We start from the raw sequence: 13,571 nt of genomic DNA, 5'->3' as shown, positions 1-13,571 counted from the left end.
GGGATCCTGGAAAACCGCCTAGGAAAATCCCTACCCCCGTACACGCTTCACGAAATACCCAGGGTCATGGCGAAACGCACAATGTCTGCGGTGGAGGAAAACCCCATTTTTTCCATCAGCCGGGTCTTATGGGTGCTGACCGTCTTGTTACTGATGACCAACTGCTCGGCGATCTGGTTGACGCTCATGCCGTGCGCCAGCAGGCGCAGGATCTGGAACTCGCGATCGGACAAGCTCTCGACAAAGGTCTGCTGCTTCAAGCCACTGCTTTGCAGCGCGATCTGTTCCGCCAGCCCGGGGTCCAGGTAGCGTTGGCCACTGACCACTCGACGCATGGCAACCAACAGGGTTTCGGGATCGCGGTCCTTGGTGAGGTAGCCGAGCGCACCGGCGCGTAATGCCCGTTGCGCGATATGGATTTCGTTATGCATGCTCAACACCAGAATCGGCAGTTTCGGGTATTGGGTATGCAGGCGCGCAATCAGAATCTCGCCGCTGATACCCGGCATATTCATGTCGAGCAGCAACAGGTCGATCTCGACCTGGCGCAACAGTTCGATCAGTTGCGTGCCACTCTCGGCTTCGGCCACCACCTGCACGTCGGCGACCAGCGAGAACAGTTGCTTGAGCCCTTCGCGCATGATGGTGTGGTCATCGGCGATCAGCATGCGAATCATCAATACCTATCCTTGTGCATCGGAATGAACGCCTGGACCGTAGTGCCCTGCCCAGGATGACTGAAAATGATCACTTTGCCGCCCAGCATCAGGCCGCGCTCACGCATGCCGGCCAAGCCCAGGGTCTGGCGGCCGACGGCATCCGGGTCAAAGCCCTTGCCGTTGTCCTGGACCTCGAGCACCCAGTGCGTCTCCTGCGGGCTCAGGGTGACGCTGACCTGTGTCGCTTCGGCATAACGCGCGATATTGGTCAGCGATTCCTGCACGATGCGAAACGCCGCGGTCACGTGGGTATCCGGAAGGGTCAGGGGAATCAGCGGCAGGTTCAACGCACAGGGAACCTGGGTCAGGGTGACGAATTCGGCTGTCAGCCATTCAAGACCGGACACCAGCCCCAGGTTCAGCGCGGAGGGGCGCAGGCTCGTGGACACATTGCGCACCACCTGAATGGTCTTGTCGGTCAGCCCCATCAAGCGCTCGACCTGAGGGGTGAGTTCAGGCGTATCGGTGCCGAACTGAAACCTCAGCAACGAGATGCCCATGCGCAGCGCCGTCAGGTGCTGGCCCAGTTCGTCATGGATCTCCCGGGCAATCAGTTTGCGTTCCTCTTCCCGCGCCGTTTCCCGGCGGGTCGACAGGTCGCGTAATTGCGCGTTGGAATTGGCCAGGCGCCGCTCCGCCGCGCGCAGCTTGGAAATATCGCGCCCGACGGCCAGCACGCTGACGACCCGCTGGCCGTCGACCTCGGGAACAAAGTGGATCAACACCACCTTGGGCGCGGTTTTCAAACCCGACAATAGGAACTCCTGTTCCGTGGCTTTGTTCTGGCGAATCACCTGGGCCACCAATTCTCGAAAAAGCTGGGACTGGGCGTTCAGCGGCACCACTTCATCCATGGGCATGCCCATCAGTTCCGGCCAGGCCCCGCCCACCCATTTTCGCAACTGCGCATTGACGTAGAGCACCTCCCCGAGAACACTCAGCCGAGCGACGGCGTCCGGGCTGTTTTCCACCAGGGCGTTGATGTCGTGCTGGCGTTCCAGTTCTTTCTGTCGGGCCCGGGTCAAATGGGTCACATCACGACCGATCACCAAGACCCGCGGGCCCACGCTGCCCGAGTCGGCCACCGGCACCAAGGTAAAGTGCAGGTTGCGCATTTCGTTGCGCAGCACCATGCCCTCCTCAGACTCAACCACCCGTTCGGTGGCCCTGCATTGGTCATGGAGGGCCTGGATTTTTTCCGCGTTGAGCCGGCCAAATATCGACGCCAGCGCCTCGCCAATAACCTCGCCATGGGGTTTCCCAAGCACCTGCAACAGCGCCGGATTGACCTCGACACAGCGCAGCTCACCCCGTGGCGCAGCCTCCAGCAGGCACAACATGTCCAGGGTATGGTCGAAAATATCCCGGTAGCGGCGCTCGCGCTCCCTGAGCAAGGATTCGGAGCGCCAGCGTTCGATGGCAATCGCGGCAATGTGACAGGTCTGGCGCACGCGCAGCCGGTCGCTCTCGTCCAGCGCAGAACCGGGTGAGCGCGACAACGCGAAAGCCCCGAGGATCTGCCCCTGATTGTCGAGGATGGGCTCGTACCAGCAGGCGGAAGAAGGCTTGGATACCGACGATTCGAGGCTTTGCGGTTCAGCAAGCACGACGCCACAGGAACAGTGAGGCAAGGCCAGTTGAAGATAACTCACCAGCAACCCCAGGGTTTCGTCCAGCGAGGCGCCCGTGGCCATTGTTTCGAAGATGCGCAGACGTGCGTCTTCAAGCACTTGCTGTTTGCGCAACTCAGTGATGTCGTGGGCCAGTGCCAGCACGCCTGCCACCTCACCGGATGGGCTGCGTTCAGCCATCAGGCTGACGACACAACTCACCGCTTCACCACCGGGGCCGGCCGGCCAACTGTTGAGGAATTGAGCGGTCTCGCCTGTGGATGCCACATGACGCAGATGGTCGAGGTAATCGCCGGGCTGCTCCCTGGGGCTGGCGCCTATGGCTTCGTCATAAGACATGCCGGTCAAGAGCAGGAACGTCGGATTGACGTAGGTACGCAACAGGTTGCGATCGTAGCGCACAATAATGTTGGGTGAGTTCTCCGCCAGGGTGAGGAATTTCAGCTCGCTGCCCAGCAAGGTTTCGCGAAGCTGCCAGTTCTCGGTGATGTCTTCCAGTTGGGAGACAAAACAGATCGGCTGCCCCTGGTCGCCCCGCACCAGCCCCACGGTCAGGCGCACCCAGACAACCTGGCCGTCGTGGTGGATGTAGCGTTTATGCAAGGTGGCGCCCTGCCGTGTACCACCCTTCAATTCTTCTATCAGTTGCTTGCCCACTTCGCGGTCTTCGGGGTGGGTCAATGCCATGAACGTGGTGCTTTGCAGCTGTGCCTCGCTGTAGCCAAGCAGCCTGCAAATGACGCTATTGGCCCTCAGCCAACGACCGTCCAGTGACACGAGGGCCAAGCCAGTGCCGGAGGAATCGAAAATGGCTTCAAGTGGGATCTCGGAGAAGCGCTCGCTGTGGGAATGCGCGGTTGGGGGCCCAGGCAGGGGAAGGATTTCAACGATAAAATAGTCGTCGCGCCACGTTGTCATCGACAGGTTCAACCGGCCGGACTGCCTCGCGGTCGCCTCGAAACACACCCGGGATTGCCCATCGGCCTTTTCCAGTGCCGCATAAAAAAGCTGGCTGTCCTGCGGGCGCAGCAAGGAGAGAAACTCGGTGATTGCCTCGGGAGAGACGCCGTTCTGACACTGCAGCGTTGAAAACGCAGGGTTGCCCAACACGACCCGTGCAGATCGATCCAGGACCACAACCGCACCCGACAGGCAGGCAAATACGCCTTTAAGGGTTTGCAGCACTTCCTTGACTGCCATTACCGCTCCTGCATACGTCCACGCTTACGATGAAGACCCCACCGTAAATACTTCAAAAGTTCTTGCTGGTTCGGTCCATAAAAGCCTGGGTACCTGGCGAAGCCGGTAACCGAACCAGTCAATTGAATGTATGCCCAACGGGTGCCCACAAAAACAACACCCTATGGATAGCATTGCCCGGCACTTGATGGAGACTATCGTAGTCTCATTTACGGCCGGCGCCAGCCAGACTAAAGATTTACGTTCAGCCGCAGGAAATCCTCACGCCGGCCTCCGGCATGCCACCCCACGTCGATGTTTTGGATGTCGAACGCTCAACCCACGCCAAGGCCCCGCACATAATAAAAATAGATGATCTTATAAATTTACAAGATAACAATATCTAATAATTAGCTTATTCCAAAAAAGACTTTCCCCATGGTTTTTTATAGGGATATCTTCATTCCACACACCGACCCCATGCCTGGCGGAGGACGTACCCCCGATCACCAGGAGCCTTCAGCAGGCTTACATGGACCCTTTCCGACATGCCAGACATCGCCGCCCCCCTACCCCGCAGAAGATTCCACCTGTCACTGCTGACCAGTTCCCTGCTGCTGGCCGGCGCGCCCTCCTTCGCCGAAGCCGCCGCCGACGAGGCCAAGCTCGATACGGTGACCGTGATCTCCACCGGTTTGCGTGGCCAGCAACGCACCGTGGCCGACAGCCCGGCGCCGATTGACGTGATCAACAGCGAACAGCTGCTCAAGACCGGGCGCGCCGAGTTGTCCGAGGCGATTGCCAAGCTGCTGCCGTCGTTCAACTTCGGCACCAATATCGCCGGCTACAACTCGGTGACGCGTCCGCTGAGCAACCGCAGCCTCGGCCCGGCCTATACCCTGGTGCTGGTCAACGGCAAACGCCGGCACAACGGCGCCACCGGCCAGCGCGGGTCGATCGACAACAGCGGCGCCAATGCGGTGGACATCGACCTGATCCCGGTCAGTTCGGTGGACCATATCGAGGTGCTCAAAGACAGCGCGGCGGCCCAGTACGGTTCGGATGCCGTGGCCGGGGTGATCAATATCATCCTCAAGGCCGGCAATAGCGGCGGGCACCTGGAAACCAGCTACGGCCAGTTGTTTTCCGGCCAGGGGGAAACGATCAAGGTGGCCGGCGACCAGGGTTTCAAGCTCGGCGACGGCGGCTTTTTCCACCTCTCCGCCGACGCCCGCAAGCGCGGCGAGGCCGCGTGGAACGACAAGGCCGACAGCAGCGTGCGCGCCTTCAACGACCCGGCCAGGGAAGCGGCCTGGGACCGGGTGGCAATCAAGAACGGCGACCCGGACCTGAAGGCCTTCAACCTCGCCTACAACGCCGAACTGCCCCTGGAAGACCTGACGCTCTACTCGTTCTCCACCTACGGCGAGCGCGATGCCGAGGCCGCCAACTACTTCCGCCTGCCGACCGGTCGGGCCGCGGTGCCGGAGGTGTTCCCCGACGGCTACTACCCGCTGAACAACATCAAGGACCGCGACTACCAGCTGCTGTTCGGCGGCAAGGGCCAGGCGGCCGAGTGGAACTGGGACCTGAGCACCACCTACGGACGCAACAACGTCCATCATTCCAGCGACCTGAATATCAATCCGTCCCTGGGCACCGCGTCGCCGACCAGGTTCGACAACCTGGCCACCTTCCGTTTCGAACAGTGGGTGAACAACCTGGACGTCACCCGCCGCTACGACAGCCTGTTCAACCTGACCTCACCGGTGCAGGTGTCGGCGGGCCTGGAGCATCGTTGGGAACATTTCAGCACCTTCGCCGGTGACCCCGAGGCCTATATCACCGGCACCTACCCGGCGGCGTCGGGCGCACAGGCGGCGGTGACGATCCGCCCGGAGGATGAAGTCAGCCTGATCCGCAACAACTACGCCGGCTACCTGGACCTGGGCTTCGACCTGACCGAACGCTGGTTCCTCGACGTCGCCGGGCGGATCGAACATTACGATGACGACTCGGGCAACACCTTCGGCCTCAAAGTGAATTCGCGCTACGAACTGACCGACAGCGTGGCCGTACGCGGCACCGTCGGCACCGGCTTCCGTGCACCGTCACTGACCCAGATCGGCTACACCGTGGCCGACAACCGGGTGGCCGTGGATGTGAACGGCAACGTGGTGCCCGCCGTGACCCGCCTGACCCCGTCGGGCAGCAACCTGGCCAAGGCCTTGGGTGGCGATGACCTCAAGCCGGAAAAGTCACGCAACCTCGGGCTGGGCTTGACCTGGCAGCCGGCACCGCGCACCAGCATCACCGCCGACGCTTACCTGATCGACATCGACGACCGCATCGCCCTGACCAGCAATATCTACGATCAGGGCAACGGCGTGATCAACGGCATCCTCAGCGCCCAAGGCGTGCCCTCGGGGACCTGGGTCAACTACTACACCAACGCCTTCGATACCCGCACCCGTGGCCTGGACGTGGTCGCCGACCACACTACGCCGCTGGAGGCCTGGGGCGATGTGCGCTGGAGCCTGGGCTTCAATTGGAACAAGACCACCATCGAAGGCACCCGGGACACCCCGAGTGCGCTGGCCAACTCCGGCGTCACCCTGGTGGGCCGCGACCGCGAAGGCGATCTCACCCAAGCCTCGCCCAAGACCAAATGGATCCTGGGCGCCAACTGGAAGGTCGAGGACCTCGCAGTGAACCTGCAAACCAGCCGCTACGGTGCGGTCAAGACCCTGGCGGTAAACCCCTCCGGCGACCGCAGCTTCGGTGCGAAATGGATCACCGACCTGGACGTCAGCTACACCTTCGTCGACCAGATCACCGTCAGCATCGGCGGCACCAACATCTTCGACGTGCGCCCCGACCGGCACGCCGTCTACAGCAACCTGGGCCTGGCGCCCTACGGTAACCCGCCGTTCTACCCCGGCGGCGGCTACTGGTACACCAAGCTGGCCTACGACTTCTAAGCCAATCGCCATACGAGGGCATCCCATTGAACACCTCCAACTTGATGAGCCGTCTATTGGCCCCTTGCGTCCTGGCGTTGAGCCTGGCCGCCTGCTCGCCTGCGGGCAGTGACAGCCAGGCCGGCAAGACCCTGAACATCGCCTTCTTTGGCGACAACACCATCCTGGTCAGCATTGATCCGTTCCAGGTCTACTGGCTCGAACACCGGGTGCTGCTGCGCAATATCGCCGAATCCCTCACCGACCAGGACCCGCAGACCGGCAGGATCATTCCCTGGCTGGCGAAAAGCTGGGAAGTCAGTGACGACGCGTTGACCTACACCTTCCACCTGCGCGACAACGTCACCTTCAGCAACGGCGAGCGCTTCGATGCCAAGGCCGTGAAAACCGCCTTTGACAGCAACAAGGCACTGGCGACCGAGCTGCCGGCCACCTTCGGCGCGACATACCTGGCAGGCTTTGATCACGCCGAAGTGGTCGATGACTTGACCGTCAAGCTGGTGCTCGCCAAACCCAATGCGGGCTTCCTGCAGGCGACCTCCACGACCAACCTGGCCATCCTCGCGCCGGCCTCCTACGCGCTGAGCGTCAAGGAACGCTCACTCGGCCAGATCATCGGCACCGGCCCGTTCGTATTGGCCAGCTACACCCCGGAAGTCGGCGCGCACCTGACCAAGCGCAAGGGTTACGCCTGGGCGTCAGCGAATATGAAAAACCAGGGCGAAGCGCACCTGGAGGCGGTGGATGTCACCTACATCCCCGAGGAAAGCGTGCGTAACGGCCTGTTCCTGCAAGGCAAGGCCGACATTCTGTGGCCACGCAACCCGTTCTCGGAAGTCGACCTGAAACTGTTCCAATCCAAGGGCGCCACCATCCAGAGCCGCTCGCTGCCGGGGCCCTCCCTGAACCTGTTGCCCAACACCCGTGGCGGTCGCGTATTGGCCGATAAACAGGTGCGTCTCGCCGTGCAGAAAGCCATCGACCGCAAGAGCTACGCGAGTACCGTCTACAACGATGAGTTCGCGGTGGTAGACGGCATCTTTGATGTGACCACGCCTTACTTCAAGAGCCAGGGCGCCAAGCTCGCCTATGACCCGGTGGGCGCCGAGCGCCTGTTGGACGCTGCCGGCTGGGCCAAAGGCGCAGACGGCTATCGGCAGAAGGACGGTAAGCGCCTGAGCCTGAACTACAACGTCATGCAGGCCGAGACCGCCGGCGATGTGCTGCTGCAGGACCAACTGCGCAAAGTCGGCATTGAGGTAAAACTCAGCGTGGTAACGCGTGCCGAATGGGTCGCCAACAACTCCGCCGGCAACTACGACCTGACGATCAGCTACATGACCCGCGCCGATCCGATCATCCTGCAAACCATCCTTGATCCACGTACTGCCAACAGCTCAACCGTAGCGACGAACATCTTTGAGCCGCAGGTGCTTGAGCGCGCCAAGGGTCTGTTTGACGCCGGCATCACCGCCACCCAAAGCGCTCAAAGGGCGACAGCCTACGGCGACCTGCAGGACCTGCTGATCGACGAAGGCTCGGCGTTCCCGGTGTATGAGCGCGTGTGGCAGGCCGCGACGTCGCCCAAGGTGAAAAACTTCCGCTGGACCGCCGAAGGCTTCGCCCTGCTGGGCGATATCGAGGTCGGCACGCCATGAGCCGCTACCTGATAGGCCGGGTCGGCCAGGCGCTGCTGGTGCTATGGGGGGCCTATAGCATCACCTACTTCATCCTCTATCTGCTGCCGGGCGATACCTTGTCGATCATGCTCAGCGCGTCCGGCATGGAAGCCGACGCCCTGTCGGCGGAAGACCTGGCCAAGGCGCGCGCCTACTACGGCTTGGACAAAGGCCTGTTCGAGCAATATATCGACCTGCTGCTGGGGGCATTGCACGGGGACTTCGGGCAGTCGCTGTCGCTCAATCGCCCGGTGGCCGAATTGCTCGCCGAGCGTCTTCCCCAGACCCTTTCCCTGGCCGGCCTGGCGATTGTGCTCTCGCTGCTCGGCGGTATCGGCCTGGCTTACCTCACCGCGTATATCCGCTGGCAACCGTTGAAAAAGGCACTCGCGCGCTTGCCGTCCCTGGGCTTTTCGGTGCCGGTGTTCTGGATGGGGTTGCTGTTGATCCAGGTGTTTGCGTTTGGCCTGGGTTGGTTTCCCGCCACCGGCAGCCGTGGGGTTGAAAGCCTGGTGCTGCCGGCGATCACCCTGGCGATTCCCAGCGCAGCGGTGTACGCCCAGGTGCTGCAACGCAGCTTCCAGGGCGTGTGGAAAGAGGCCTATATCGTCACTGCGTACGCCAAGGGCTTGAGCCGGGGCCAGGTGCAGGCGCGCCACGGGTTCAGGAACGCCGCGCTGCCGATCCTCACCCTGATCGGCCTGCAGGTGGGTAACACCGTGTCCGGCGCGGTGCTGGTGGAAACCATCTTCGCCCGCTCCGGTATCGGCCGCCTGGCCCAGGAAGCGGTGCTGCGCCAGGACATTCCGGTGGTGCTGGCCATCGTCGCGGTTTCGGCGGCGGCATTTGTCCTGGTGAACCTGCTGGTGGACCTGCTTTATCCCTGGCTCGACCCGCGCATCTCCCACACGCCCAAGGTGTCCTAGACCATGACGACGCTTACCCGGAAACTGATCCGCAGCGAAACACTCTGGCGTCGCCGCAGCCCGTGGCAACGCGCGACGGCGACACTCCTGCCATTGCTGCGCCGCCCAGGGTTCAGCCTGGCGGTGCTGGTGGTGCTGTTCTCCCTGGTCGCCGCCATGACGCCGCAACTGCTGAGCAGCTTCGACCCTTACGCCACCGCGCCCGCCGCCAAACTCAGCGCCCCCAACCTGACCCACTGGTTCGGCACCGATGAACTGGGCCGCGACCTGTTCACCCGCGTGGTCTACGGCGCCAGCCTGTCAGTGCTGGCCGCCTCCCTGGCGGTCGGCATCGCCCTGGTGGGCGGGTTGGGGCTGGGCATTTTGTCCGGGTTTGCCGGTGGCCGTATCGATGCGCTGATCATGCGTTTTGTCGATGTGCTGCTGGCCCTGCCCGGCCTGTTGCTGGCCCTGGCGATTGTCACGGCCATCGGCTTCGGTACGGTACCCGTGGCGATTGCCGTGGGCATCGGCATCATTCCCGGCTTTGCCCGCACCACCCGTGCCGAAGTGCTGCGGGTGAAAACCCTGCCCTATGTCGAAGCCGCTCGCCTGGGCGGTGCCAGTTGGGGCCGTACGTTGTTGCGGCACATCCTGCCCAACGCCTGGGGCCCGGTAGCCGTGCTGGCGACCCTGGATTTCGGCGCCGCGATCCTCGCCACCGCGGGCTTGAGTTTTCTCGGTTTCGGCGCCGCCCCACCGGCGGCGGAATGGGGCACCCTGATCGCCAACGGCCGCCACTTCCTGATCACGGCGCCGTGGGTGTCCTTGCTGCCTGGCCTGTTCCTGGTGGCCGTGGTGTTCAGCCTCAACCATATCGCCCGCACGTTCGAGGAGATCCAGCGATGAGCACCCAGCCGCTTTTAATCGATGTGCGCCAACTGAGTGTCGACTACCGTTCCGGCGGCCAGCTCAATCCGGCGGTGCGCAGCCTGTCGTTTTCACTCACCCAGGGCGAGACCGTGGCGATTGTCGGCGAGTCCGGCTCGGGCAAATCCACCCTGGCCAATGCGATCCTCGGCCTGCTGCCCGAGAATGCGCAGATCAGCGCCGGTGAACTGTGGGTGGATGGTCACAACCTGACCCACGCCGGCGAACGCCAGAAACGCAAGCTGCGCGGGCGCACCATCGGCCTGGTGCCCCAGGACCCGATGGTCAGCCTCAACCCCACGCTGCGCATCGGCCAGCAGATCGCCGAGGCGCTGATACTCGCCAAGGGCAAACGCTACCCCGGCGTCGATGCCGACATTGTCGAGCTGCTGCAACAGGTGGGCATCGACAACCCGGTATTGCGCGCGCGCCAGTACCCCCATGAACTCTCCGGCGGCATGCGCCAGCGCGTGCTGATCGCCATCGCCCTGGCCGGCAACCCGCGCCTGATCATCGCCGACGAGCCCACCAGTGCCCTCGACGTGACCGTGCAGCGCAAGATCCTTGATCACTTGCAGCGCCTGGTCAGCGAACGCGGCATTTCCCTGCTGATCATCACCCATGACCTGGGCGTGGCGCTTGACCGTGCCGACCGCATCCTCGTGATGCAACAGGGTGAAGTGGTGGAGCAAGGTCCGCCACGGCAGATCCTCGCGCAGCCCAGCCACGACTACACCCGCGCGCTGATCGCCGCTGCACCCGCCTTTGCCAGGCGGCGTGAACCGTTGCTCAACCTCGACCTGGGACGTGAGCCGATCCTGAGCCTGCACAACGTCGGCAAGACGTTTGCCCTGCCCAAGGTCAAAGGCGAAGCCTCGACCTTCGTGGCCCTGGAGGATTTGAGCCTGGAGGTGTACCCCGGCCAGACCCTGGCCATCGTCGGCGAGTCCGGCTCGGGCAAGAGCACCGCGCTGCGCATCGCCCTGGGCCTGGAGAAGCCGACCCAGGGCCGGGTGCGGTTCGAGCAGCAAGACGTCACCGACCTGAGCTGGCGCGACTTCCGCCCGTTGCGCCAACGCCTGCAACTGGTGCAACAAAACCCCTTCGCGGCGCTGGACCCGCGCTTCACGGTGTTCGACAGCATCGTGGAGCCGCTGGTGTCATTTGGCTTGCTCAAGGGCGCCGCCCTGGAACAGGCGGCGCGGGCGTTGATCAGCCGCGTGCACCTGCCGGTGAGCTTTCTCGATCGTCTGCCCCGGGAACTGTCGGGCGGCCAGTGCCAACGGGTCGCCATCGCCAGGGCCCTGGCATTGAAACCCGACCTGCTGTTGCTGGATGAACCGGTCAGCGCCCTCGACGTGTCGGTACAGGCGCGCATCCTTGACCTGCTGGAAGAGCTGCAACGGGAAATGGGCATCGCCTATGTGCTGGTGTCCCACGACTTGTCAGTGGTGGCCAACTTCGCCCATGAGGTGCTGGTGCTGCGCAATGGCCGCGTGGTTGAACAGGGCTCGGTGGAACGCATCTTCAACCAGCCGGCCAGCGACTACACCCGTGAATTGATTGCGGCCATCCCTGGCCGTCACGTCACGGCAAGCGCCGCCTGAGGTTCACTGCGCCGAGCAATCACGCGCCACGATGCCCTTCTCCTGGGCATACGCGGCGGACTTGGCTTCGATCAACGGACGCAAGGTGGCGCGGTCGGCCTGCAGCCAGTCGGTCACCAGCACCCACTTTTGCCCATCCCACTGCTGCACCCGGGCGGAGCCGCCACCTTCGTGGTCGGCGCAGGACAGCTTCAACGGTGCCAGCAGACCTTCGAAGCCCATGGCCTTGAGGCGCGCGGCGTCGATGTCCAGGTGCTCAAATGCCCAGCGGGTTTCCTCGCCGTTCAGCGCGCGGTTGCCGAATTGGGCCTGGCCGGTGCGCAGCGCTTCGACGGCAATCGCGGCGTTGATCAGGCCGATGTTGTAGTAGACCTTGCCGAAGTAGCTGGGGTACTTGAGGTTGCTCTTGCCGGGATCGAGGATGAACTGCCTGAGCTTTTTATGGATCTCGAAACTGTCGCCACCGGGGAACGGCGCCAGCGCCTGGTAGCCCTTGGCGGCGGTGCCGGCGGGGATTACGTCGGCTTCGGAGCCGGCCCACACATCACCGATCAGACGGTCCACGGGGATGCCAAAGCGCACGGCGGTCTTGATGCCGACGGGGGTGGACACGCCCCAGGTGCGCAGGAACACCCAGTCCGGGTTGATCTGCCGCACTTGGCGCCACTGGGTCGACTGCTCGTTGCCGGGGTCGGCCACGGGGATCTGGATGTTCTCGAACCCGTACTTTTGCGCCAGCAACTGCATGGCCGCCTGGGTTTCGCGGCCGTAGGCGGAGTCGTGATAGACGGTGACGATCTTCTTGCCCTTGAGCTTGTCCAGGCCGCCTTCACGCTGGGCGATGTAGTTGATGCCCACCGACGCCTGGCCGTAGTAGTTAAGCAACAGCGGGAACGCGTAGGGAAACACGCGGCCATCGGTGGATTCGGTACGCCCGCCGGCGCCATCGATCAGCGGGATGTGGTCAATGGCGGCACGGTCCATCAGCGCATAGGAGGCCGGTGTGCTGTGGGTGAAGAAGAACCCGGTGGGTGCGCCGTCCAGGCCGGCTTTGTAGCGCTCGTAGCATTCGATGATGCGGTCGGTCTTCCACTCGGTCTCGCATTCCTGCCAGACCAGCTTGACGCCGTTCACGCCGCCTTCGACCTCGTTGATGTAGCGGAAGTAATCAATCTCCCCCGCCCACCACGGAATGCCGCTGGAAGCGTAGGCGCCGACCCGGTAGGTGGCCAGCGGGATGAACTGTTGATCATTGGCGGCCTGGGCAACCGGCCCGCCCAAGGCGCCGAGTGCCAGCAGGCTGGCGATGACTGTGCGTTGCAAGACGTTGTGCATGGGTGTGGTTTCTTATGAAAGGTGAGGTTTCCCTCCCGTCGTCGGGTCAGCGCCAATCGGGTCACAACACAATTCATGCCAAGCCTGGAAGCCCTCAAATTCGAGGGTTGGCGCTGTACCGGTCACCCTCACGATCAGGACAATCGAACACTTTATTGAACCGCTGTTGCGCCACCAACACTGCGCTCGGTCGTCAGGGTTGACCTGCAACTGAAAAACCTCACCAACCGCTACTACGGGTACGCCTGGTATGGCCCGGACGGCGCCAAAGCGTCGCTGCACTCACCGGGTGACGGGTACACCGGGCCTGGGCGAGGTGCCGAGTGGTGAGGGTGGTTGCTTCCGTGGCGGCCTTCGGGCCGACCATGTCGTTGGTTTTGATCGAGTACATATCCGTTGCTGCGGTAACGGCTGCTTAGGGTTCCGCTCTTACAGCGGGTCACTTTTGGAAAAGAGCCCCAAAAGTAACCAAAAGGGCTCTTGCCCCAACACTCGGCACCTCGCCTAGGTTCGGTGTGCCCTCACTCCGGCTTGAATCCGTGGGCCGCCGTCATGGGCCATCCTTGGCCCAGGACGGCTAACCCGGCGTCCTGCCGGGTTACCCA

At 63.0% G+C, this 13,571-nt stretch carries 8 protein-coding genes; 5 read left to right on the top strand and 3 right to left on the bottom strand.

Annotated features, from left to right (window positions below; genetic code table 11):
* Positions 1-47 precede the first annotated feature (47 nt).
* Both BM416_RS00040 and BM416_RS00035 read right to left on the bottom strand, forming a co-directional pair.
* Complete coding sequence (locus BM416_RS00040) at positions 48-677, bottom strand: response regulator (RefSeq protein ID WP_065927714.1); 630 nt, start codon at positions 675-677, stop codon at positions 48-50.
* Complete coding sequence (locus tag BM416_RS00035; RefSeq protein ID WP_092483960.1) at positions 677-3,550, bottom strand: PAS domain-containing sensor histidine kinase; 2,874 nt, start codon at positions 3,548-3,550, stop codon at positions 677-679. Before BM416_RS00035 ends, BM416_RS00040 begins: the two co-directional genes overlap by 1 nt.
* 527 nt (positions 3,551-4,077) lie before the next feature.
* Between BM416_RS00035 and BM416_RS00030 the strand changes: the two genes are divergently transcribed.
* Genes BM416_RS00030 through BM416_RS00010 form a run of 5 tightly spaced genes read left to right on the top strand, consistent with a single transcriptional unit; the run spans position 4,078 to position 11,631 of the window.
* Positions 4,078-6,510 carry a TonB-dependent receptor plug domain-containing protein gene (locus tag BM416_RS00030; RefSeq protein WP_092483957.1) on the top strand — a complete coding sequence of 811 codons (2,433 nt, stop codon included), beginning with the start codon at positions 4,078-4,080 and terminating at the stop codon, positions 6,508-6,510.
* A gap of 44 nt (positions 6,511-6,554) precedes the next feature.
* On the top strand, positions 6,555-8,168 hold the full coding sequence (locus BM416_RS00025; RefSeq protein WP_092483954.1) for an ABC transporter substrate-binding protein: 1,614 nt from the start codon (positions 6,555-6,557) through the stop codon (positions 8,166-8,168).
* Complete coding sequence (locus BM416_RS00020; protein WP_092483951.1) at positions 8,165-9,115, top strand: ABC transporter permease; 951 nt, start codon at positions 8,165-8,167, stop codon at positions 9,113-9,115. Before BM416_RS00025 ends, BM416_RS00020 begins: the two co-directional genes overlap by 4 nt.
* Positions 9,116-9,118: 3 nt before the next feature.
* Complete coding sequence (locus BM416_RS00015) at positions 9,119-10,003, top strand: ABC transporter permease (RefSeq protein WP_092483948.1); 885 nt, start codon at positions 9,119-9,121, stop codon at positions 10,001-10,003.
* Positions 10,000-11,631, top strand: coding sequence for a dipeptide ABC transporter ATP-binding protein (locus BM416_RS00010; protein ID WP_092483945.1), 1,632 nt, complete (start codon positions 10,000-10,002; stop codon positions 11,629-11,631). The genes BM416_RS00015 and BM416_RS00010 overlap by 4 nt, the downstream gene beginning before the upstream one ends.
* A 3-nt stretch (positions 11,632-11,634) precedes the next feature.
* Here BM416_RS00010 and BM416_RS00005 read toward each other — a convergent pair whose 3' ends face one another.
* Positions 11,635-12,966: an ABC transporter substrate-binding protein gene (locus tag BM416_RS00005; protein ID WP_092483942.1), complete on the bottom strand. Its 1,332-nt coding sequence runs from the start codon at positions 12,964-12,966 to the stop codon at positions 11,635-11,637.
* Positions 12,967-13,571 lie beyond the last annotated feature (605 nt).

It is taken from the genome of Pseudomonas sp. NFACC42-2 (assembly GCF_900116055.1).
Lineage (GTDB): Bacteria > Pseudomonadota > Gammaproteobacteria > Pseudomonadales > Pseudomonadaceae > Aquipseudomonas > Aquipseudomonas marginalis.
Note: the sequence above shows the minus strand (reverse complement) of the source record. Positions and strands in the feature narration are given on the sequence as shown.